Annotated in this window: 21 protein-coding genes and 1 pseudogene; 12 read left to right on the forward strand and 10 right to left on the reverse strand. The window is 68.1% G+C overall.

The genetic code is table 11. The features are described from left to right. Positions 1 to 113 precede the first annotated feature (113 nt). Together ABTV10_RS03630 and ABTV10_RS03635 are read left to right on the forward strand one after the other, a co-directional pair. Positions 114 to 737: a TetR/AcrR family transcriptional regulator gene (locus tag ABTV10_RS03630; RefSeq protein WP_174908103.1), complete on the forward strand. Its 624-nt coding sequence runs from the start codon at positions 114 to 116 to the stop codon at positions 735 to 737. A 19-nt stretch (positions 738 to 756) separates the two neighbouring features. After that, positions 757 to 1,911 (forward strand): acetyl-CoA C-acetyltransferase, encoded by a 1,155-nt coding sequence (locus ABTV10_RS03635; protein ID WP_499032636.1) that lies wholly within the window; start codon positions 757 to 759, stop codon positions 1,909 to 1,911. Positions 1,912 to 2,117: 206 nt separating this feature from the next. Here ABTV10_RS03635 and ABTV10_RS03640 read toward each other — a convergent pair whose 3' ends face one another. The 4 genes from ABTV10_RS03640 to ABTV10_RS03655 form a co-directional block, all read right to left on the reverse strand. Further along, complete coding sequence (locus tag ABTV10_RS03640) at positions 2,118 to 3,032, reverse strand: bile acid:sodium symporter family protein (RefSeq protein ID WP_499032637.1); 915 nt, start codon at positions 3,030 to 3,032, stop codon at positions 2,118 to 2,120. Between the two features lie 138 nt (positions 3,033 to 3,170). After that, positions 3,171 to 3,869, reverse strand: coding sequence for a class I SAM-dependent methyltransferase (locus tag ABTV10_RS03645; protein WP_499032638.1), 699 nt, complete (start codon positions 3,867 to 3,869; stop codon positions 3,171 to 3,173). Positions 3,870 to 3,968: 99 nt separating this feature from the next. Further along, a complete protein-coding gene (locus ABTV10_RS03650; RefSeq protein ID WP_499032639.1) occupies positions 3,969 to 5,069 on the reverse strand; it encodes an alpha/beta fold hydrolase in 1,101 nt (366 codons plus the stop codon). Between the two features lie 78 nt (positions 5,070 to 5,147). After that, positions 5,148 to 6,554, reverse strand: coding sequence for a cytochrome P450 (locus ABTV10_RS03655; RefSeq protein ID WP_499032640.1), 1,407 nt, complete (start codon positions 6,552 to 6,554; stop codon positions 5,148 to 5,150). Positions 6,555 to 6,659: 105 nt separating this feature from the next. On the opposite strand from ABTV10_RS03655, the gene ABTV10_RS03660 reads away from it, so the two are divergent. From ABTV10_RS03660 to ABTV10_RS03695, 8 genes and pseudogenes are all read left to right on the forward strand, one after another. Then, positions 6,660 to 6,944: a DUF2277 domain-containing protein gene (locus ABTV10_RS03660; protein WP_499032641.1), complete on the forward strand. Its 285-nt coding sequence runs from the start codon at positions 6,660 to 6,662 to the stop codon at positions 6,942 to 6,944. A 316-nt stretch (positions 6,945 to 7,260) separates the two neighbouring features. Continuing rightward, positions 7,261 to 8,409 (forward strand): hypothetical protein, encoded by a 1,149-nt coding sequence (locus tag ABTV10_RS03665; protein ID WP_499032642.1) that lies wholly within the window; start codon positions 7,261 to 7,263, stop codon positions 8,407 to 8,409. A 53-nt stretch (positions 8,410 to 8,462) separates the two neighbouring features. Further along, the gene (locus ABTV10_RS03670; protein WP_499032644.1) at positions 8,463 to 9,497 is read left to right on the forward strand and encodes a DUF8176 domain-containing protein; all 1,035 of its coding nucleotides are present in this window, start codon (positions 8,463 to 8,465) and stop codon (positions 9,495 to 9,497) included. After that, a complete protein-coding gene (locus tag ABTV10_RS03675) occupies positions 9,494 to 10,267 on the forward strand; it encodes a hypothetical protein (protein WP_499032645.1) in 774 nt (257 codons plus the stop codon). The genes ABTV10_RS03670 and ABTV10_RS03675 overlap by 4 nt, the downstream gene beginning before the upstream one ends. 103 nt (positions 10,268 to 10,370) lie before the next feature. Next, positions 10,371 to 12,689 (forward strand): ATP-binding protein, encoded by a 2,319-nt coding sequence (locus tag ABTV10_RS03680; protein ID WP_499032646.1) that lies wholly within the window; start codon positions 10,371 to 10,373, stop codon positions 12,687 to 12,689. Positions 12,690 to 12,787: 98 nt separating this feature from the next. Further along, positions 12,788 to 12,916 (forward strand): annotated as a pseudogene (locus ABTV10_RS03685) (hypothetical protein); the annotation flags it as partial. A 33-nt stretch (positions 12,917 to 12,949) separates the two neighbouring features. Next, positions 12,950 to 13,279, forward strand: coding sequence for a transposase (locus ABTV10_RS03690; RefSeq protein WP_499035126.1), 330 nt, complete (start codon positions 12,950 to 12,952; stop codon positions 13,277 to 13,279). Continuing rightward, entirely contained in the window at positions 13,276 to 14,130 is an 855-nt protein-coding gene (locus tag ABTV10_RS03695; protein WP_499028888.1) for an IS3 family transposase, read from the forward strand. The genes ABTV10_RS03690 and ABTV10_RS03695 overlap by 4 nt, the downstream gene beginning before the upstream one ends. 89 nt (positions 14,131 to 14,219) lie before the next feature. Here the strand turns inward: ABTV10_RS03695 and ABTV10_RS03700 are convergent, their stop codons facing one another. Genes ABTV10_RS03700 through echA20 form a run of 4 tightly spaced genes read right to left on the reverse strand, consistent with a single transcriptional unit; the run spans position 14,220 to position 17,706 of the window. Then, the gene (locus ABTV10_RS03700; RefSeq protein WP_499032648.1) at positions 14,220 to 15,284 is read right to left on the reverse strand and encodes an NAD(P)H-dependent flavin oxidoreductase; all 1,065 of its coding nucleotides are present in this window, start codon (positions 15,282 to 15,284) and stop codon (positions 14,220 to 14,222) included. Beyond that, entirely contained in the window at positions 15,281 to 16,054 is a 774-nt protein-coding gene (ipdB, locus tag ABTV10_RS03705; protein WP_433609906.1) for a cholesterol ring-cleaving hydrolase subunit IpdB, read from the reverse strand. Before ipdB ends, ABTV10_RS03700 begins: the two co-directional genes overlap by 4 nt. Continuing rightward, positions 16,051 to 16,941: a CoA transferase subunit A gene (locus tag ABTV10_RS03710; protein WP_499032650.1), complete on the reverse strand. Its 891-nt coding sequence runs from the start codon at positions 16,939 to 16,941 to the stop codon at positions 16,051 to 16,053. Before ABTV10_RS03710 ends, ipdB begins: the two co-directional genes overlap by 4 nt. 3 nt (positions 16,942 to 16,944) lie before the next feature. Beyond that, a complete protein-coding gene (echA20, locus tag ABTV10_RS03715; RefSeq protein ID WP_499032653.1) occupies positions 16,945 to 17,706 on the reverse strand; it encodes a (7aS)-7a-methyl-1,5-dioxo-2,3,5,6,7,7a-hexahydro-1H-indene-carboxyl-CoA hydrolase in 762 nt (253 codons plus the stop codon). Between the two features lie 97 nt (positions 17,707 to 17,803). Between echA20 and ABTV10_RS03720 the strand changes: the two genes are divergently transcribed. Next, the gene (locus tag ABTV10_RS03720; RefSeq protein ID WP_499032654.1) at positions 17,804 to 18,589 is read left to right on the forward strand and encodes an SDR family oxidoreductase; all 786 of its coding nucleotides are present in this window, start codon (positions 17,804 to 17,806) and stop codon (positions 18,587 to 18,589) included. Next, a complete protein-coding gene (locus ABTV10_RS03725; protein WP_433609914.1) occupies positions 18,586 to 19,500 on the forward strand; it encodes an SDR family oxidoreductase in 915 nt (304 codons plus the stop codon). Before ABTV10_RS03720 ends, ABTV10_RS03725 begins: the two co-directional genes overlap by 4 nt. A 62-nt stretch (positions 19,501 to 19,562) precedes the next feature. Here the strand turns inward: ABTV10_RS03725 and ABTV10_RS03730 are convergent, their stop codons facing one another. Together ABTV10_RS03730 and ABTV10_RS03735 are read right to left on the reverse strand one after the other, a co-directional pair. After that, entirely contained in the window at positions 19,563 to 20,234 is a 672-nt protein-coding gene (locus tag ABTV10_RS03730) for a GNAT family N-acetyltransferase (RefSeq protein ID WP_499032656.1), read from the reverse strand. A gap of 101 nt (positions 20,235 to 20,335) precedes the next feature. After that, positions 20,336 to 20,806: a nitroreductase family deazaflavin-dependent oxidoreductase gene (locus ABTV10_RS03735; protein WP_499032658.1), complete on the reverse strand. Its 471-nt coding sequence runs from the start codon at positions 20,804 to 20,806 to the stop codon at positions 20,336 to 20,338. Positions 20,807 to 20,812: the final 6 nt, after the last annotated feature.

Here is a 20,812-nt window from a genome sequence, read left to right on the forward strand (position 1 = left end):
CACATCGGTTCAGTTCAACTGCACCGATGTGACATTCGGCCGCTGTGGAAAGCTGTCCACTGGGCGCAATGCGGCGATACCCTAGCAATCGCTTGGTTGGTAGGATGTCCGGCATGACTCCACCCCGAGACGCCGACGAGTCTTCGAACAAGTCCGGGCGTCGCGCCGAGCTCCTCGAACTCGCCGCGGGCCTCTTCGCCGAACGTGGTCTGCGGGCCACCACCGTGCGTGATATCGCCGACGCGGCGGGCATCCTGTCCGGCAGCCTCTACCATCACTTCGACTCCAAGGAGTCCATGGTGGACGAGATCCTGCGCGGCTTCCAGGACGACCTGTTCGGCCGCTACCGAGAGATCGTCGACGCCGGCATGGGCTCGCGCGAGACCTTCGAGGCCCTCGTGATCGCGTCGTTCGAGGCCATCGACGCCTCGCACAGTGCGGTCGCGATCTACCAGGACGAGGTCAAGCACCTCGCCGCCAACGAGAGGTTCGCGTACCTCGCCGAGCGTAACCAGGAGTTCCGCGACCTGTGGGTCGGGGTACTCGAGGCCGGTGTCGCCGACGGGAGCTTCCGCAAGGACCTCGACATCGAAATCGTTTTCCGCTTCATGCGCGACACGGTCTGGGTTGCCGTTCGCTGGTACCGGCCGGGTGGTCCTATGACCGCCGAGGCCGTCGCCAAGCAGTACCTCTCCATCGTTCTGGACGGGCTTGCCAGCCCCGACTCCCACAAGTAATCCGAATCCAGGAGCAGTTATGCCCGAGGTTTACATCGTCGACGCCATCCGCACCCCGATCGGCAAGAAGAACGGCAGCCTGGCGCCCGTTCACCCGATCGACCTGGGCGCGCACGTCATCAAGGCCGTCGTCGAGCGCACCGGCATCGACCCGTCGGACGTCGACGACGTCGTCTTCGGCTGCGTCGACGCGATCGGCGGCCAGGCCGGCAACATCGCGCGCCTGTCGTGGCTGGCAGCAGGCCTGCCTCAGCACGTGCCCGGCGTGACGGTCGACCGCCAGTGCGGTTCGAGCCAGCAGGCCATCCAGTTCGGTGCGCAGGCGATCCTCGCCGGCACCGCCGACCTGATCATCGCCGGCGGCGTCCAGAACATGAGCCAGATCCCGATCTCGGCCGCCATGATCGTCGGCGAGCAGTACGGCTTCACCACCCCCACCGCCGAGTCCAAGGGCTGGACCGAGCGCTACGGCAACGAGGAGGTGTCGCAGTTCCGCGGCGCCGAGATGATCGCCGACAAGTGGGACATCAGCCGCGAGGACCTCGAGAAGTGGGCCCTGCAGAGCCACGAGCGCGCCAAGGCCGCGATCGCCGCGGGACGCTTCGAGAACGAGATAGTGCCCTTCGGTGAGTTCACCACGGACGAGGGCCCGCGCGAGACCAGCCTCGAGAAGATGGCCGGCCTCAACGTGCTGGTCGAGGGTGGCCGCCTGACCGCCGCCGTCGCCAGCCAGATCTCCGACGGCGCCAGCGCGCTGCTGCTCGCGTCGGAGGAGGCCGTGAAGAAGTACGGCCTGAAGCCGCGCGCCCGCATCCACCACATGAGCGCCCGCGGCGACGACCCGATTTTCATGCTGAGCGCGCCGATCCCGGCCACCCAGCATGCGCTGGAGAAGACGGGCCTGACCCTCGACGACATCGACCTGGTCGAGATCAACGAGGCCTTCGCCCCCGTCGTGCTCGCGTGGATCAAGGAACTGGGCGCCGACCCGGCCAAGGTCAACGTCAACGGCGGCGCGATCGCGCTCGGCCACCCGCTCGGTGCGACCGGCACCAAGCTGATGGCGACCCTGCTCAACGAGCTCGAGCGCACGGACGGCCGCTACGGCCTGCTCACCATCTGCGAGGGTGGCGGCACCGCGAACGTCACGATCATCGAGCGCATCCAGGGCTAGTTCTCCCGCTCGCGAATGCCCTGCCGTTTCGATATCAGACCGGCAGGGCATTCGTCGTCTCGGGACTCGTCACGATTGCCGGGTCGCGTCCCGGGCCCCACGTTTCGCGCATTTTCCGCGCGCCGGGCGGCCGAGGGACGCGACAAGTGCGCAAAACGCGAGTCAGGCGCCGAAGGGTGTGACGGCGTCGAGGTGTGGACGCGACGTCAGCTGCTCTCGGCGGCGGGTTCGGGTCGATCCCGGCTCGGGTCGATCGGTGCCTCGGTAGCCGTGCCCCGGCTGATCAGCCATCCGACGGCGGCAGCGGCCGGGAACATCACGACGCCGTAGACGGCGCCGGGGATCGCGATGTCGACGCTGTCGAGGACACTGATCGCGATCGCGATCGCGAGGGTGCTGTTGTGGACGCCGATCTCCATCGAGCACGCGATCGACTGGCGCTTGTCGGCGCCCAGGAGTTTCGGAATCCAGTAGCCCACGGTGAGACTGGCGATGCAGAACAGGATCGTGATCGCCCCGACGTCGGCGAGATAGCTGCCGACGTTCTCGCGTTCGGCGGCGATGGTGCCGACGATGACGAGCACCAGCACGACCGCCGACGCGATCCGGACGGGCTTGTCCATGCGGTGCGCGAAGTCCGCCCACCGCGCGCGCACGAACATGCCGACCGCGACCGGGACGAGCACGATGGCGAACACCTGCAGGACCTTGCCGAACTGCAGGCCCATCGTTGCCCCGGTGTCGGGGTCGAAGTAACCGAGCGCGAAGTTCGTGACGATGGGCAGTGTCGCGACCGCGACCACCGAATTGACCGCTGTCAGTGTGATGTTCAGGGCAACGTCGCCGCGGTAGAGGTGGCTGAAGAGGTTCGCGGTGGTGCCGCCGGGGGAAGCCGCCAGCACCATCATGCCGACGGCGAGCAGCGGCGACAGATCGAACAGCAGTACCAGTCCGAACGCGACCGCGGGCAGGATCAGCAGCTGGCAGGCGAGCGCGATCGTGACGATGCGGGGATGTCGTGCGACGCGGGCGAAATCGGTGACCGTCAGCGACAGGCCGAGCCCGAACATGATGATCGCGAGCGCGGCGGGCAGGGCCACGGTGGCCAGGGATGAGTCCATGTCGTTCGCCGTTTCTCGTGTGCGGATGTGACGCGCACAGTAGCGGCGCTTTCGAGGCCGGGTGTGTGGAATGTCCGAATGCGAAGAGTGCGAGGAGGTCCCGGGTCGGAAATGCTGGTGAGGCCGGCGAGGCGTCCGTCAGCCGCGTTTGCAGGCGACGCCGGCGATCTGGGAGTTGGCCGGCAGGAAGGGGGAGTGCAGCTGATAGGCCTCGATGGTCGTCTCGGCGAATCCGGCGGCCTCGATGGCTGCCTGCAGGTCCCGCTCGCAGGAGCAGCCCTCGAAGGTCCAGCTCCAGGGCCGGCGTACGGCCCGCTGCAGGCGGCGGAGCGCTGTCCGCTCCGGAGCGGCGACGTGTTCGAGGAAGGCGTACTGCCCGCCGGGACGCAGGATGCGGTGGATCTCGGTGAGCACGGCACCGGGGTCGGCCACGGTGCAGAGCACGAGGCTGGATATCACCGCGTCCACCGATGCGTCGGGCAGATCGAGTCGTTCGGCGCCGGTGGTGTGCAGTTCCAGATCGATGTGGGCGCGAGCGGCTCGCGCACGCAGGCGATCATGCATCGCCGGGTTCGGCTCGACGGCGATCAACCGGGTGCCGGCGCGGAGATAGCGCAGGTTGGCACCCACACCGGGCCCCAGTTCGACGATGGTGGCGGGAAGGTTGTCGAAGAGGGATCGCTTGTGCGACCGCAGCAGGCGATCCAGGTACCGGTCGAGGGCGGTGAAGAACAAGGCGTTGAACGGCCCACGGAGTGGATGGGGCCGGAAGGCGTCCGGTGTGGTCGGTGCAGGCTCCTTCGTCGCGAAGGGCAACACGTCGTGGCTGGCGTTCATGGCTGACGCTCCTGTCGGGGTTCGTGGTCGGTCGATATGACGACAAGCCTCGCGGAGGTGCGCACCGGCGGATAGGCGGGAATCACCCCTGCCGGTACCTCAATCCGGTACCCCGGCATCGCCGGCGGGACCGGGCGAGACGTGTCGAGCCCACCATGCGGCGACCTGTGCGCGGGACGTCACGCCGAGCCGGAGCCGGATGCGCTCGACGTGCCCCTCGGCGGAGCGCTCCTCGATGCCCAGCCGCTCCGCGATCTGCCGGTTGGTCATGCCGTCGGCGACGAGCGCCGCCACCTGGAGTTGCCGCGCGGTCAACTCGGCTGAGGTCGCGGACGGACGATCCGTCGCGGGCACGATGGGACTGCTCCCCAGGAATTCCAGGATCGCCCGCACGACGGCGGCGGCATCGCCGACGAACGGGAAATGGCTGCTGCCGGGCAGCGTGACCAGCCGCGCGCCCGGGATGGATGCCGCCAGCTCGCGGCCGGCGCGGTAGGGGATCGCCCGGTCCCCGCGCCGGTGCACCACCAGCGTCGGTGCGGCGACCTGGGCGACCAGATCGGTGACGTCGGCGTCGTAGCACTGCGCGAGCAAGTCGGCCGCGAGGCGGGGCGATGCCGCTTCCTGCTGCAATCGGGCGAAGAGGGCCTTGGTCTCGGCATTGCCGTCCGGCAGGAAGATGTCGGCCAGCAGCTCCGATCCCAACCCCCAGTGGGCCCGGATCATGCCCAGCATGGCGGTGCGAACTTCGGGCGTGGCGATGTCGGAGCCGTCGGCGTAACCGCCGTACAGGATCAGCCGGTCGACCCGTTCGGGGAAACGTGCGGCAAAGGCGACGGACACCGGGGCGCCCAGTGAGATTCCCAGCAGATCGACGCGCTCCAGGTCCAGGTGATCGGCAATGGCCCGGAGGTGCGCCACGTCGGTGTCCAGACCCTGGGCTTCCCGCCAGGGATCGGAAAGCCCGCAACCGGGCCGGTCGTACTGCACCACCGTGCGGGCCGCCGACAGCGGCGTGAAGAAGGCGCGGTAGGCCGGGTCCCGCCACAGCAGCTCCAGGTGGCTGATCCACGCGGCGGGAACCAGCAGCGCTTTTCCCCGCCCCATGGAGGCGTAGGCGATCCGCGCGCCGGTCGGGGCCGTGCAGAAGCGAACCGGGCGGCGCGGCTCGAGTGCCTCCCGCGAGAACGGTTGGCCCATGTGGGCCTCCAGTCTTCGACGACTACGCCAACACCATCATGCCCGAAGACATCGCGGTGCGGTGCGACGTAGCGTCGTTCATCCGCGATCGCGCGGACGAAGTCTCAATGTGAAGTCGACCGGCATGAGCGTCAGGCGCTCCTGGATGCGCAGCTGGTAATCGGGATCCGCGGAGAAGTCGTAGCGGCGCAGGATCGTCCCGAGCACGAGGACGGCCTCGTGGATCGCGAATTGCCTACCGATGCAGGCGCGTTCACCGGTGCCGAAAGGCTTGTAGATGTGCGGTGCCCGACCTCGCACGTGCTCGGGCGAGAAGCGGTCCGGATCGAAGCGTTCGGGGTCCTCGCCCCACGCCGGATCGCGGTGGAGCGCCGGAATGAGGACCAGGACCCAGTCGCCCGCCCTCATCGGGTACCGGCCGGCGAGCACGGTGTCCTCCCTCGCCTCGCGCGCGTACGCGGGCGCCGTCGGCCACAGGCGCAGCGTCTCGTCGAGGATGCGTCGGACGTAGCGCAGTTTCGCCACCTTCTCGAAGGCGGGTACCTCGTCGCCCCACACCGCGTCCACCTCGGTACGCGCCCTCGCCAGCACCTCCGGATTGCGGGCGAGGTAGTGCAGAGCAAAAGACAATGCGCCGGAGGTGGTTTCGTGTCCGGCCACGAGGAACGTCACCACCTGATTGCGAATGTTCACCTCGTCGAGGCGGTTCGGGTCGTCCTCCCGCGCCGCGCGCAGCATGATCTCGAGCAGATCCTCGGGGCCTTCCTCGGCGCTGTCCCGGCGCTGCCGGATCACCTCGTCGACCACGTGTGCCATGTACGCGGTGTCCGCCGCGTTCTGCTGATCGGACTTGCGGTACAAGAACTTCGAGACGAGCGGCACGTTGCGGAAGGTGCGGCGCTGCGCGTGCGTGAGGGCCCGGACCATCGCCTCGACGAACGGGTGCGGCAGCTCGCGGTGGAACGAGTCGAACGAATAGCTGAAGCCGGTGCGCCCGATGGTCTCGAGGGTCAGCTTCGTCATGTCCGACGACACGTCCACGGCCGCGCCACCGACCCGTGCGTCCCAGTGCTCGGTGAGTTCACCGGCCACCTGCACCATGATGTCGTGGTACGAGCGCATGGCGGCCTGCGTGAACGCCGGGCGCAGCAGATTGTGCGCCTTGGCCCAGTTCGGCTCCTCGTTGTACGCGGTGAACAGGCCGTCGCCGCCGATCCCGCGCAACTCCGCGATCCCGGGTGCGACATTCTTCGCGAAGCGGGACTCGTCGGACAGTTCCGCGACCATGTCGGCGCCGGACACGAAGACGAACCGGTGACCGAGCGCGTTGCGCTCGAAAATCGGTCCCAGCTGGCGTCCGAGCCGCATCGAGTCCTGGACCGGGGTATGAAGCGAGACCCCGAGGACATCGCCGAGCAGGGGCAGACGGCGCGGCGGATGGGGAATGGCCGTGGTGGCGGTGTTCGTGCTCTCTACGACGTGCATCGTGCCCCCCGCGGTCGCCGTCCGATGTCTGATACCGAAAGTACGCGGTACCCGTCCCGTGGAACAGCCTTTCGCGCCGACCGACACGGGGTTACCGTTCGAGGCATGTGCCGAAACATCACCGAGCTGCGCGGGCTCGAACCGGCAGCCACACCCGAGGAGATCGAGGCCGCGGCCCGACAGTACGTCCGCAAGGTCAGCGGTATCCAGAAGCTGTCCGACGCCAACCGCGACGCCTTCGAGAGGGCCGTCGAGGAGGTGACCGCGACGACGATGGAGCTGCTCGCCGCCCTGCCGCCGCGACGGCAACCACCCAAGACCGTCCCGCCGCTGCGGCGGCCCGAGGTGCGGGAGCGGATCGCCGCACGGGGCGCCGCCGCGCGTTCCTGACGGGTTTCGACGGGCACCGCTGGCGTCGCCGAGGGGGCCGGTCGATTCGGTCGGCGCGCCCGGGTACTATTTCGTTTCGCAATTGTCCGGCCTAGGGGATTTCGGTCGGCGGGGGAAGATCATCGAGATAGGGGCGGCATCGTTGCCGAGGGGGGTGCCGGGCGTTCGCGTGCCCGGGCGGGGGCGCTTCGACTGCCCGCCGCGTCCACATCCTCCTCTTCACGAACCAGCCGTACTTCTCTTCCCTTGTCGTGCCGCTGCCTTCGGGCCGGGTCGATCGTGACTTCGTTTCCGGACACCAAGGGGGATTTCGTAGATGGGTAAGCACCACAAGTCGCGCGTGGGGACGGTTGCGCGCGTTGCGATCGTTCCGTCCGCTGCCGCCGCCGTTCTCGTGGCCGCGTCGGGCGCGGCGCAGGCGGCACCGAACGAGCTGCCCTCGCAGGGTGGTGTCACCTCCGCTCCCTCGACGCAGGGCGGCGTGACGTCGGCGCCGTCCACGCAGGGTGGCGTCACCTCGGGTCCCGAGCAGCCCGAGCCGGTGTACTGGGTGGAGCCGCCGGCCCAGTACCAGAACATCGAGTACCAGCCACTCGAGAACTACGACTACGACACCAACACCTACGACGCGCCCGACGACTACTACGTCGCGCCGCTCCAGGTCCAGGACCTGCACCTGCCGACCTACGTCGAGCCCACCGCGCCGATCATCGCGCCGCGAGAGACGCTGCGTATCGGCGATTATCATCTTGCGCAGCCGAACTGGGTGACCGACGAGGATCTCGCGCGTACCAACAACACTTCCGCCGTCATCGAGGCCGAGGTATCGACATTCTGGCGGTCGATCGGCATCGAGACCACTCGCGCGAATCGTCTTGCCGCGGCACAGCTCGGTCTCGGTGCCGCTGGAGCAGTCAGTGGTGCTGCACTGGGTGCCATTCCGGGTGCGCTGCTGGGTGGCACCATCGGAGGTGTCCAGGGCGCTGCCATCGGCGGAGTCATCCCGCTACCGATCCCGGTCCTGCCCGAGGTCACGACGGGTGTTGCAGGCACCGCGGCGGGCGCCGCGATCGGCGGTGCAATCACTGCAGTTCCCGGTGCAGTAATCGGTGGGGCCCTGGGCGTCGCCAGCGGTACTGCGTTCGGAGCCGGTGACCTGGGTGAGCCCATCGAGGTCACGGTGCCCGACATCGACAAGCCGGCCATTGCGGCTTGGACGGAGGAGACCCTCGCGCAGTGGGAGACGAACCCCGCCGGTGGCGCCGCGGCGGCGGCGGTGCGTAACACGGTCGCTGCGGCGCCCGGAATCGACCGTCAGGCACGCGATTTCGTCGCCTCCCAGCCCGGCGGTGACCAGGCGCTCGATCAGGTGGATGCACGCCTGGCGACGTTCTTCGCCGATTCGACGCCCGGAGTCGCGTCGAACATGATCAGCGACGCCGTCGGAGACGGCATCCAGGTTTGAGACAGGGGTGGGGCGGGCTCGGACGCGGGCCCGCCCCACCAGCAGGAGGACACATGGCGACGGACAACCGGACCGAGCACCCGCTGTTCCCGGACGTGACCGAGCACTACGAACGGGAAACGGCTACAGCGGAATCCGCGCCGCAGCAATCTTCGCCCGTGCAGGTGGTCGAACCGGCCCCCGTTCCGACCGCCGAACCGGCGGTCGATCAGGCCCGGGTTCCGGTCCCCGAACCGGCCCGAGAAGCGTCACCGGGTGAGCTGCCGGCCGATGCCGTGCATCCCCATCCTGATGCCTCCCCGGAGCCGGATCCGGGGGCAGGCCTGCCTGCCGAATTCGACCAGATGCCTACCTGGTTGGTGTCACCGGAATCGCCGACTGCCGAGCCGAAGAAACGCAAGAAGCGCGACAAACGAGACAAACGCGAGAAGGCCGAGAAGCCCGAGAACGTCGAGCCGCTCGAGAAGGCTGAGCCGCTCGATAAGGCCGAGAAGGTCGAGCAGATCGAGCAGGCCGAGACGAAGGCGTCCGAGTCCGGCGGCCGGAAACCGCTGCTGATCGGTGGCGTCGCGGTCGCACTCGTCGCGATCGCGTCGGCCGCAACTGTGGTCGTCCTCCAGGGCGGCGACACGGCTACCGAGGGCACACCGAAACCAGTTGCCGCGGCGACGACGTCGGTAACGTCCTCGACGTCGACAAGTCCGGAGGCGGCCGCTCCAGCCCCTGTCTGGTGTGCGGAATCGACAGCCGACGGCCGCAGCGTCGGCCGCGGCCCAGGCAGTACATCCGACGGACCCGGCGTCATCCGCGCCTTCGACCACGCCTACTACGTCGAACGTGACGGCGCACGGGTCGCCTCGCTCATGGTCGCGCCCAACGCCGTCCCGGAGATCCAGAAGTTCATCGACGGTGTCTCCCTCGGCACCGAGCACTGCGTCACCATCGCCTCCACCCCGGATCCGAACGTCTACAACGTCGACCTCCTACTGCGCTCGCCGGGTGCCTCGGACGGCGTGATCCGCCAACGGATCACCGTTGCCCCCTCACCCGAGGGTTTCAAGATTGCGAAGGTGGAGGACATTAAATGAGCAACGTGGTCTCGCTCCGACGTGTGCCGAACATGCCGGAGCCCGAACGGGTGTCCGCAGTGGTCGTCGCGGGTTCGGGCGGCGCGGCCACCACGACGACCGCGTACGGCCTCGCGACCGCGCTGCGATTGGGTACCGGCAACGAGGTCTCGGCGGTCGATGCGACCAGCGACGGCGGAAACCTGCTCTCCCGAACGGGCTTCGAGATGGTGGACCCCGCGCGGTCGATCCGGCAGTTCGAGTCGCGCATGGCGTTGACGTCGGCCGGCGTCGTCGTGGTCGGCGGCAGCGACGGTCAGCCCAGCGACCCGGCGATCGTCGACGAACTCCTCGCGGCCCGTCACAGTGCCCGCATCCACGACGTCGGCACGGCACTGCGGTCGCCGCGGCTGGCGCCGCTGATCAGGTCCGGCGCTGCGGTGGTGATGGTGGCACCCGCCCGATCCGAGCCGCTCAGCCGTATGCGCGACGCGCTCACCTGGATCATGTCGACGTACGGCGCGCAGACACTCGGTGACGCGATCATCGTCGTCTCCCACCAATTGCCCGACGCCCCGGTCGATCTGGGGCCGATCCGGGATGCGCTGGCACCCCGCGTCGCCGGGTTCGTCGAAGTTCCGTTCGACTCGGCGCTCGCGCAGCCCGGTGTACTCGACCACCGCAGGCTGGCGCCCGCGACCCTCGATTCCTGGGCCGGCGCCCTCGACGTCCTCGGCGGGCTCCTGTCGCGTTCGGAGCAGGGAGCGAAGTCCGGCAGCGAACTCGCCTAGTCGGCGAGTTCGCGCGGTTCGTCAGAAAGTCGCGAGAGATCGTGGAGGCGTAGACTTTCCCCGGAGACAGAGTCGCCGGCAGGCGACAGTTCGGCGGTCCGACATGACGGTCAAGGCGGGCAACCTGCCGTTCGAACTGACCAGTTTCGTCGGTCGGCGGTCAGAGGTTATAGAGGCGCGGCGCCTCGTCTCGGAATCACGCCTGGTGACGTTCACCGGTCTCGGGGGTGTGGGAAAGACACGACTTGCGCTCCGCGTCGCGGAGGACGTGCGCAGGGGCTTCGACGGTGGGGCATGGCTCGTCGAACTGGGCGAACTGCAGGATCCAGCGCTCCTCGAACAGACTGTGATCAGTGCCCTCGGTATCCAGGACCGGTCGACCCGTGCACTGCGTGCCGTCCTGGTCGACCACCTGGGCGACGGTCGAGTCCTGTTGGTGCTGGACAACTGTGAGCATCTCGTGGCGCCCGTCGCGGACCTGACGGCGGAGTTGCTCCGGCACTGTCCGGGACTGAGCGTCCTGGCGACGAGTCGAGAACCGCTCGGCGTGCCCGGCGAGATCGTGATGCGGGTCCCGCCGATGGAGGTGCCCGGCGAATCCGGATCCCCGTCGTCTCCGGCCGAGTCATCGCACAGCGACGCGGTTGCGCTGTTCGAACAGCGCGCGCAGTCCGCGCTGCCGGACTTTCGGATCACCGAGGAGAACCGCGCCGCTGTCGAACGGATCTGCCGACAGCTGGAGGGCCTACCCCTGCCGATCGAACTGGCTGCCGCGCGGCTGCGCGCGATGTCGGTCGACGAGATCCTGAGCCGACTGGACGATCGCTTCCAACTGCTGACCCGCGGCAGCCGGAATGCGCCGAACCGGCAGCAGGCGCTCAAATTGAGCATCGACTGGGGCTACGACCTGTGCACTCCGCAGGAACAGTGGCTGTGGGCGCACCTCACCGTTTTCGCAGGCAGCTTCGATCTGGAGGCGATCGAGGGCATTCTCTCCGGCGAAGCGGTGTTCGGCGAACTGATCGACCTCGTGACGTCGCTGGTCGACAAGTCGGTCCTCATTCGCGAGGAGGCCGACGCGACCGTCCGGTTCCGCATGCTCGAGACGCTTCGCGACTACGGTCGCGGACTGCTGCGCGACGAGGAGTGGACGGCGCTGCAGCGTCGGCACCGCGACTGGTACCAGCAGGTGGTGCTCTGGGCGAGAGCCGACTGGATCGGGCCCCGGCAGCTCGAGTGGATGACGCGGCTGGACTGGGAGGCGCCCAACGTGCGGAGCTCGTTGGAGTTCAGCCTCACCGATCCCGATTCGGTCGGGGACGCACTGTGCGTCGCGAGTGCTCTGCACGACTACTGCCTTCCGCGCGGCCAATTCAGTGAGGGACGCTACTGGGTGGAGCGCGCCCTGGCGCGGGTACCGACGACCACCGTGGGCGATCTCGGGGCAGCCGTGATCGAGGCGGCGGTGACGGGCAGTCTGCTGGCGGCGCTCCAGCAGGACATCCCCGCGGCGACAGCCCTGGCCGAGGACGCACGTCGCCGCGCCGACGAGTTGTCCGACGAGGGTGCGGCGGCGTTGGCGACCTACGCGGTCGGATTCGTCGCCGTGGCCGGCGATGACCTTCCTCGCGGCGCGGAGCACCTGGAGCGGGCGATCCGGACGTTCCGGGCCGACGACGATATCGTCCGACTGGTTCCCGCGCTGTACTGGTTCGCGTTCGTGATCGACGCTCTGGGAGACGCGGACCGAGCCGCGCGCGTCTACGAGGAAGAACTTGCACTCACCGAGTCGCACGGCGAGATCATGTGGCGTGCAATGACGATGTCGGACTACGGTTCCGCGCTGTGGCGGTGGGGGAACCGTTCCCGAGGGACCGCAATGCTCGAGGATTCCCTCGGACTGCTGCGCCGACTAGGCAATCTCTTCGGCTGCGCGTGGTGCTTCGAGGAGCTGGCTTGGACGGCGGTGGAACGGGACCCCGAACTCGCGGCCGTCCTGATGGGTGCGGCCGACGCCCAGTTCACGGCCACGGGAAGCCCCATGGCGACGTTCGGCAGTCTGGTCACCTATCACGACGCGTGCATGGCGGCAGCACGTAACGCACTCGGGGACAGGGCAATCGAGAAGGCGCTTGCTCGGGGGAGGGCGCTGAGCCTGGACGCCGCGATCGCCCGCGCACTCGAGGAGCAGCCGCTCGACGAATCGCCGGCACCCACGGCGGCTCCCGTCTCGCTCACCCGGCGGGAGCAGCAGGTGGCCGACCTCGTCGCACAGGGCATGACGAACAAGGCGATCGCCGATCGACTCGTGATCTCGCAACGGACCGTCGAGGGGCACGTCGAGCGCATCCGCGAGAAGCTCGGCTTCACCTCGCGCACCCAGATCGCCACCTGGGTCGTCCAGCGGGACCCGGACTCCTGAGACTCGTCCGACCCTCGACGAGCGAAGGGACCCTCCACTGAACTGCTCCCCGGAAGTTGGACTGAGAAATTCGGTTCCGATGTCCGGGGAGCAGTTTTATGCGTGCACGAAGTTCACTGTCCGAGGATCAGCGGGTGGTGGCTGTAGCGTTGTTCGAGGTCGGTGTGGGTGACCGCACGGTCGCGACGAGGTTGGGCGTGGGTCGGCCAGCCGTCAGACGGTTGTATGACCGGTGGCGGGTTCGCGGAAGAGGAGTTCTGGTGGCCAAACCTCGGGACAGACGGTCGTTCTCGTTCGAGTTGAAACTCGACGTAGTGCGCCGCGCTATCGCCGGCGAGGCGAAGGTCGACCTCGCCCGCGAGTTCGACCTGTCCTCGCCGAAACTGATCGAGACGTGGGTGCGCAAGTACCGCAACGAGGGCGAGGACGGGCTGCGCCCGAAGCGGGCCGGGCGTCCCCCGAAACCCGCCGATCCCGGGCCGGACGAGGTCAGTGAGCTCGAGCAGCTGCGCCGCGAGAACGAGGTGCTGCGGGCGCAGGTCGCCTACCTGGGAAAATTACGGGCCTTGAGGGCGCAACAACGACGGTGAAGGTCGCTGCCGTCGTCTCCCTCAAGGCCGAACACCGCATCGATGTGCTGCTCGAGGCCACCGGGGTGGCCCGGTCGACGTTCTTCTATCACCAGGCGCGTCTGCGGGCACCGGACCCGAACGCCGAGTTGAAGGCCGCGATCACCGAGGCGTTCGTGCGCAGCCGCGGCCGCTACGGGCACCGTCGCATCCACCACGCACTGACCCGTGCCGGCTGGCGGGTGGCGAAGAAGACGGTGCTGACGCTGATGCGCACGCTCGGGCTGGCCTGCCGGGTCCGACGCAAGCGCAAGTACGTCGCCTATCAGGGCCAGGTCGGCACGATCGCGGCGAACCTGCTCGACCGCGACTTCACCGCCGACGCCCCGAACCGCAAGTGGGTCACCGACGTGACCGAGTTCCGCATCGGCGACGACAAGCTGTATCTGTCACCGGTCATGGACCTGTTCGACCGGCAGATCGTCGCCCACTCGATCGGCCCGTCACCGACGCTGCAACTGACCAACAGTTCGCTGCAAGCCGCGCTCGCGACCCTCGACGACGGGCAGGCCCCGCTCGTGCACTCGGATCAGGGATTCCAGTACCAGCACTCGTCCTGGCGACGGCTGCTCGCTGAAGCCGCTGCGACCCAATCGATGTCGCGCAAGGCCAACTGCTACGACAACGCCGTGATGGAGAACTTCTTCGGCCACCTCAAAGCCGAGCTCTTCGACCACACCCGATACCCCGACACCGAGGCGCTGACCACCGCGATCGACGACTACATCGACTGGTACAACACCGAACGGATCTCCACAAAACTCGAGGGCCTGAGCCCGGTGCAATACCGGACCCAGGCCCTCGCGGCTTAGGCTCCCACTTAGCCAGTCCAACAATCGGGGACCAGTTCACACGCGCTGGTGGCGCATGAAGGGTCCCTTCAGACGAAAACCCGGACCGATCAGGCCTTGAGGTCTCCAAGAGCATCGATGCGCGCCGTGGCGTCGGCCATGATGCGGTCGATCAGTTCCTTGCAGCTCGGCAGGTCGTCGATCATGCCGACCACCTGACCGGACGCGAGCACGCCGGCCTCCGTGTTGCCCTCGACCAGACCGGCCTTGAGCAGCATCGGGGTGTTGGCGGCCATGATGATCTGCTGCCACGTGCGGTCGCCCGCCTTCTTCATGGCGAGCCCGTCCTTGGCGAGGGTGGACCACTTCATGCCCGTCATCGCCTTGAACTTCATGGCGTTCTTGGTGGCCGCGACGAGCCCCTTTGCGTAGCTGGACTTCTCGAGTGCGTTCACCAGGTCGGTGTTGAGCACGCGGTGCGGCATGCCGTCGACCTTCACGGACACCGTGGTGTCCGTCAGGCTGCGCTTGAGGTACTCCTGCTTGACCGAGTCGGGCACCGCCGAATCGCTCGTGAGCAGGAAGCGGGTGCCCATCGCGACACCCGCGGCGCCGTACGACAGCGCTGCTGCCAGGCCGCGACCGTCGAAGAAGCCGCCGCCGGCGACGACCGGGATGTCCACGGCGTCGAGCACGGACGGCAGCAGCAGCGTCGTCGCGACACCGCCGGTGTGGCCACCGCCCTCACCGCCCTGCACGACCACCGCGTCGGCGCCCCACGAGGCCACCTTCACGGCGTGCTTGGCGGCGCCGATCGACGGGATCACGACGATCCCGTTGTCCTTGAGCTTGGCGATCAGGTCCTTCTTGGGCGCCAACGCGAACGAGGCAACCTTGACGCCCTCGCGGATCAGCAGGTCGCAGCGCTTGGCCGCGTCCGACGCGTCGGCACGCATGTTGACACCGAACGGCTTGTCGGTGAGCTGCTTGGTCTTCTTGATCGCAGCCTCGAGCTCCTCGTACGTCATCGTCGCCGAGGCGAGGATGCCGAGACCGCCCGCGTTCGCGGTGGCCGCGGTCAGGCGCGGGCCGGAGACCCAGCCCATGCCCGTCTGCACGATGGGATGCTCGACGCCCACCAGCTCGGTGAACGGCGTCTTCAGCACCTGGCTCACAGCGAGACCTCGCGGTCACGCAGGCTCTTCGGATCCAGGACCTCGCGGATGATGCGCAGTTCCTCGGCGGTGGGCTCGCGGGTGATCCCGACCGAATCCAGGCCCTCCACCTCGAACGAGGTGTTGGACGCGACGTCCTCGGCGGTGACGCCCGGGTGCAGCGACAGCGCGCGGAACGCGTGGTTCTCGCCACCGAAGTCGAAGACACCGAGGTTGGTGACGACACGATGCAGGTGCAGGTACTTGTACGCGGGGTTGTCCGGGTCGACCTTGTCGTAGCCGACACCCGAGACGACGTCGACCTTGTCGACGAAGACGCGCGCGGAGTGCTTGCCGACCCAGTAGCTGGTGGCGTGGTTGATCGTGTTGCCCGGGGCGCCGCGAACACCGAACATCTGACGGGTCGGCTGCTGCAGCGGGCCGAACGCCGACAGGTTCTGGTTGCCGTAGCGGTCGATCTGGTTGGCGCCCATGACGACGTGGCGGCGGCCGCCGGCGACGACGTCGAACACCTTGCGGAACGGCATCCAGCCCTCGATGGCGCCCTTCTTGCCGACCGCGGGGGTGTCCGCGAAGATCAGCGCCTCACCGTCGGTGATGAGCAGATCCGGCTCGGAGGTCAGACGCGCGAGGCGGGCGCCGATGAGCGGCAGCGTCGCCATCGGGCTGGCCATGATCTCGCCTGCGCCGGCGAAGATCTCGGCGCACGCGATCGCGCAGTACTCCGCCCGAGTGACCGTGCGAGTGTCGGTGTTTTCCGTGGAGGTCATGCCTGCTCCTCTGCGAACTTCTTGACGGCGGCCTGGTAGTCGTCCTCGGATCCGGACAGGAACCGGTCGACGAACGCCTGCCACGTCTCGGGGGTCTTGGCGGCGTCGGCGTAGTGACGCTGGAACTTCTCGTCGCGGCCGTAGCTCTCGCCGGCGAGGGTGAAGTGCGCGCCGCCCGGTGCCTCGACGACACCGTCGACCATCATGCGGTTGAGGATCAGCTGCTGCAGCGGAACCTCCTTGACGAGCTGCTCGGTCTCGACGACCTTCTCGACGGAGACGTAGCGCTTCTCGGCGGCCATGCAGTACAGGTCGTCGAAGTAGGGGTCGACGCCCTGGTAGCCGGCGTTGCCGTGCGCGTCACCGATGTTCAGGTGCACGAACGAGGCGTCCAGGTTCAGTGCCGGCATCGCGATGAGCGTCTCGGTCTTGCCGGACTCGTCCGCGTACGGCGAGGTGACCGTCTTCAGCTCGTCGCCCCAGAAGTTCAGGACGTCCGAGCCGAGACCGGCGCGGATCGGCAGGAACGGCAAGCGCGCCGCGGCGGCCTCGAGGCCGCACTTGACCATGCCCTCGTCCATTTCCCGAGATTCGATGCTGCCCTCGAGTCGACGCTTGGCGAACCACGGGTCGTAGAACGGGGCCGAGTCCAGGGACACGAAGCCGTAGTAGGCCTTCTTGACCTTGCCTGCCGAGCACAGCAGGCCCAGGTCCGGTCCGCCGTAGGTGACGACGGTCAGGTCCGTGATGTCCGAACGCAGGATTGCGCGGACGAAAGCCATCGGCTTGCGACGCGAACCCCAGCCGCCCAGGCCGATGGTCATTCCACTGCGCAGTTCGCCGACGACCTCGTCGAGCGACATCCTCTTGTCACGCATGTTGTTCACTCCCTACTTGTTCGCACGCGGCTTGCCGGTGGCGACGAACTCGTCGCGGTGCTCGTCGGCGATGCCGGCGAGGTTGAGCTCGAACGTGAAGCCCTGCTCGATCCGGTAGCTCGTGTGCACGTCCACCACGTCGATGCGGTTGATGGCTTCCTTGGCACGCCGGATGACCCGGGTGTCCTTGGCCGCGATCTCGCCGGCGATCGTGCGGGCGCACTCGTCGAGCTCGGCGCGCGGGACCACGTCGTACACGGAACCGAAGTGCTTGAGCGTCTGGGCGTCGACGTTCTTGGCCGTGTAGTACAGCGTGCGCATCATGTGCTGCGGAACCAGGCGGGCGAGGTGCGTGGCCGCACCGAGTGCGCCGCGGTCCACCTCGGGCAGGCCGAAGACGGCGTCGTCGGACGCGACGATGACGTCCGCGTTGCCGACCAGGCCGATGCCGCCGCCGACGCAGAAGCCGTTGACGGCGACCACGACGGGAACCTCGCAGTCGTAGACCGCGGAGAAGGCCGCTGCGCAGCCGCGGTTGGCGTCGATCAGGGCGCCGTGACCCTCGGTGGCCTGCATCTCCTTGATGTCGACGCCCGCGTTGAAGCCGCGTCCCTCGGCTCGCAGGATCACCACGTGGGTCTCGGGATCCTTGCCCGCCGCGACGATGGCGTCGGCCAACTCGAACCAGCCCTTGGAGGGGATGGCGTTCACCGGCGGGTAGTCGACGGTGACCGTGGTGATCCCGGCACCGTCCGAGGTCGAAGTGATGCCCATGGCATGTTCCTTACGTCTGTTGACCGAACCAAGCGATTGCTTGGTAAGTTATCACAGACGGGTGCGAATGGCCCGTGCCGCTTCAGGGAGGAACAACGTGGATCTCGGTCTCGAAGGCAAGGTCGTGCTGGTGACCGGTGGAGTGCGCGGAATCGGAGCCGGGATCAGCCGGTCGTTCCTGCGTGCGGGAGCAACGGTGGTCACGTGCGCACGGCGCCCGAGGGAAGACACCGCCGAGCCCATCGAGGTCGACGGTCGCGGTGTCGACTTCATCGCGTGCGACGTCCGGGACGCCGAGCAGGTGCAGTCGATGATCGATCAGATCGTCGCGAAGTACGGCCGGCTCGACACCGTGGTCAACAACGCCGGCGGTGCGCCGTTCGCGATGGCCGCCGACGCCAGTCCCAAGTTCCACTCCAAGATCGTCGAGCTGAATCTGCTCGCGCCCCTGCTGATCTCGCAGATCGCCAACGAGGTGATGCAGAAGCAGGAGGACGGTGGATCGATCGTCATGATCTCCAGCGTCAGCGGCAGTCGCCCCTCGCCCGGCACCGCGGCCTACGGCGCGGCCAAGGCCGGCATCGACTCGCTGGCGTCGAGCCTGTCCGTCGAGTGGGCGCCCAAGGTGCGGGTCAACTCGATCATCGTCGGCCTGGTGCAGACCGAGCTGAGCCACCTGCACTACGGCGACGACGCCGGTATCGAGGCCGTCGGCGCCACCGTCCCGCTGGGTCGGATGGCACGCCCCGAGGACATCGGCAACTGTGCGACATTCCTGGCATCCCCGTTGGCGGCCTACGTCAGCGGTTCCACCCTTACCGTCCACGGCGGCGGCGAGCGCCCGGCCTTCCTGGCCGCGGCTACTACAGAGGAGAACAAGTGAGCGGATTGCTTGACGGCCGAGTCGTCATCATCACCGGCGCCGGCCGTGGAATCGGTCGTGCGCACGCCCTGGCCTTCGCGGCCGAGGGTGCCAAGGTTGTCGTCAACGACATCGGTGTCGGCGGCGATGGCTCCACCACCGGCGAGACCCCGGCCGAGCAGGTCGTCGCCGAGATCAAGGCCGCCGGCGGCGAGGCCGTCACCAACGGTGACGACGTCGCGTCGTGGGAGGGCGCCCAGAACCTCATCCAGACCGCCATCGACACCTTCGGCGGGCTGGACATCCTGGTCAACAACGCGGGCTTCCTGCGTGACCGCATGCTCGTCGGCATGAGCGAGGAAGAGTGGGACGCGGTCATCCGCGTGCACCTCAAGGGCCACTTCGCCCCGCTGCGTCACGCCGCCGCGTACTGGCGTGCCGAGTCCAAGGCCGGACGCCCGGTCGACGCCCGCATCATCAACACCAGCTCGGGCGCGGGGCTGCAGGGCTCCATCGGCCAGGGCAACTACGCCGCAGCCAAGGCCGGCATCGCCGAGATGACCATCCAGGCTGCCGCGGAGCTGAAGAACTACGGTGTCTCGGTCAACGCGATCGCGCCCGCTGCCCGCACCCGTATGACCGTCGGTGCCGGCGGCGCGATGGCCGAGGCGATGGCCGCTCCGGAGGAGGGCTTCGACGCAATGGCGCCGGAGAACATCTCCCCGCTGGTCGTGTGGCTGGGCTCCGCCGAGTCGAAGAACGTCACCGGCCGCGTGTTCGAGGTCGAGGGTGGCAAGATCACCGTGGCCGAGGGTTGGCGCCACGGCCCCACCCAGGACAAGGGCGAGCGCTGGGATCCGAAGGAGCTGGGCCCGGTCGTCGCCGACCTGCTCGAGAAGGCCGAGACCCCCACCCCGGTCTACGGCGCGTAAGTCACGACAGCGAGAACGCCCGTGCGCACGATGCGCACGGGCGTTCTTCGTCCGGGGTCGTTCTATGCGGGCGTGCGGACGATCAGCGTCGTGCCGGGGAAGTAGGCGGCCAGCTCGCTGCGGGCCTGCTTGAGGGCGGCGGTGCCGTACCCCTGCTTACGGGAGTCCGGCGCCACCCAGATCGCGACGTCCACCTCGTTCCCGGTCAGTTCGCCGAATACCAGTCCGACGCTCTTCGGCTCGTCTCCGGTGGTGCACTCGGCGACGAACCACGCCGCGGACTCGTCGTCGATGCGCTTCAGACCGCTCCGGCGCTCCTGCTCGACGCGGTCCGGGCTCCACGGGTTGCCGGAGTCGTCGAGGCGCTCGGTGGAGCGCTTGCGGAACAATTCGGTGTCGGCGTCCGAATCCGTGAACGGGCGCAGGCGAACTCCCGCTCCCGTGCTGTACGGACGCTGCTCGGGCAGCCACTGGAGGGTCGCGTCGAGATCCTCGAGTTCGGTGCGAATCCGGTCGCGCTCCTTGACCGTGATCCGGTCGAATCGCAGGTTGAGTACCGCGTCGGCGCAGAACTCGGTGGTGTCGAGGAGTTCCCGCACCGCGGCCACGGCCGCCTCACGGTCCTTGCTCTCGACGATGGCGTCCAGGACCTCGTGGCGACGGTCGAGCGCCTTCAGCAGGGCCGAGGCGATCTCGCGCCGGTCGATCACCTGGTCGTGGTTCTTCACGGTCATGTCGCGACGTTCCTCCTCGAGAACCGGGGTGCCCGGCGTCGATGTGCCGGGCGTCGCCCACCATTATTCCCGCCCGAGGACCCGCGGGGGAGTGCCGCGCGCTATTCGCAGATGACGACGGGAATCTGCCGCTCGGTCCACGCCTGGTAGTTGTCGAAGTCCGCGTAGAGGTCCACCAGGCGCGGCCACAGCGCGGCACGCTCCTCGTCCGACGCGACCCGGGCCTGCATGGTCCGGACGGTCGACCGGATCTGGACGGTCACCTCGGGATTGGCTCGAATATTCAGGTACCACATCGGATTCTTCGGCAGACCGCCCTGGGACGCGACCAGCACGACGCGGTCGCCGTCCTCGAGGAACAACAGCGGGCTGGTCCGGGGCTGTCCGCTCTTGCGCCCCGTGGTGGTGAGCAGGCAGACGGGGATACCCCACGGGAAGGCGCTGCCCACCCGCCACTTGCCGCCGAGTCGCCCGCCGGTGGCCCGATACAGCCGCACGTTGATCCGCGACATCCACTTGATGATGTCGGCGGTGTACTTCGAGTCGAGCCCCGACGGGCGCACGGTGGTCATCGCGGA

It is taken from the genome of Paraburkholderia sp. RHO2, assembly GCF_050955445.1.
In the GTDB taxonomy this organism is placed as follows: Bacteria; Actinomycetota; Actinomycetes; order Mycobacteriales; family Mycobacteriaceae; genus Prescottella; species Prescottella agglutinans_A.